Here is a 772-nt window from a genome sequence, read left to right on the forward strand (position 1 = left end):
TGCTCAAGCAGGCAGACGAGCTGCGCAAGACGATGGCGACGCTGCACGAGCAGATGAAGGTCACCCAGGATCTGACCAACACCACGCACGAAACCACCAAGCTGACAAAAGAAACCGTGAAGATCACCGAGTCGTTGCGGGACGACATCGCCAACTTCGACGACTTCTTCCGGCCGATCCGCAGTGGTTTCTACTGGGAAAAGCACTGCTTCGACATCCCGCTGTGCTGGTCGGTGCGGTCGATCTTCAACGCACTCGACGGCATCGACCAGGTGAGCGAGAACATCGAGGCGCTCAGCGCGAACCTCGACAAGCTGGACCAGATTCAGCCGCAGCTGGTGGCGCTGATCCCGCCGCAGATCGAAAGCCAGCAGCACAACCTCGACACGATCATGTCGAACTACGCCACCACCAACGGTCTGAACGAACAGGCAAAAGCGCAGTCCGACAACGCCACCGCCCAGGGTGACGCGTTCGACAAGTCGAAGAACGATGACACGTTCTATCTGCCGCCAGAAGTGTTCCAGAACAAGGACTTCAAGCGCGCGTTGAACAACTTCTTCTCGCCGGACGGCAAGGCGGTGCGGCTGATCATCTCGCACCGTGGCGATCCCGCGTCGCCGGAAGGCATCGCGCGCGTCGATAAAATCCGCGAGGCCGCCGAGGAGTCGCTCAAGGGCACCCCGCTGGAGGATGCCAAGATCTACCTCGCCGGCACCGCAGCCACCTTCAAAGACTGGAAGGACGGCTCCAAGTACGACCTGATGATCGC

The 772-nt window shown here is 60.2% G+C and carries 1 protein-coding gene; it reads left to right on the forward strand.

Annotated elements, in window-relative coordinates; translation table 11 throughout:
* The coding region (locus A5658_RS20120; protein ID WP_156751572.1) for an MMPL family transporter at positions 1-772 on the forward strand (772 nt) is incomplete at both ends.

Origin of the sequence: Mycobacterium sp. 1245111.1, assembly GCF_001673405.1 — a bacterium.
In the GTDB taxonomy this organism is placed as follows: domain Bacteria; phylum Actinomycetota; class Actinomycetes; order Mycobacteriales; family Mycobacteriaceae; genus Mycobacterium.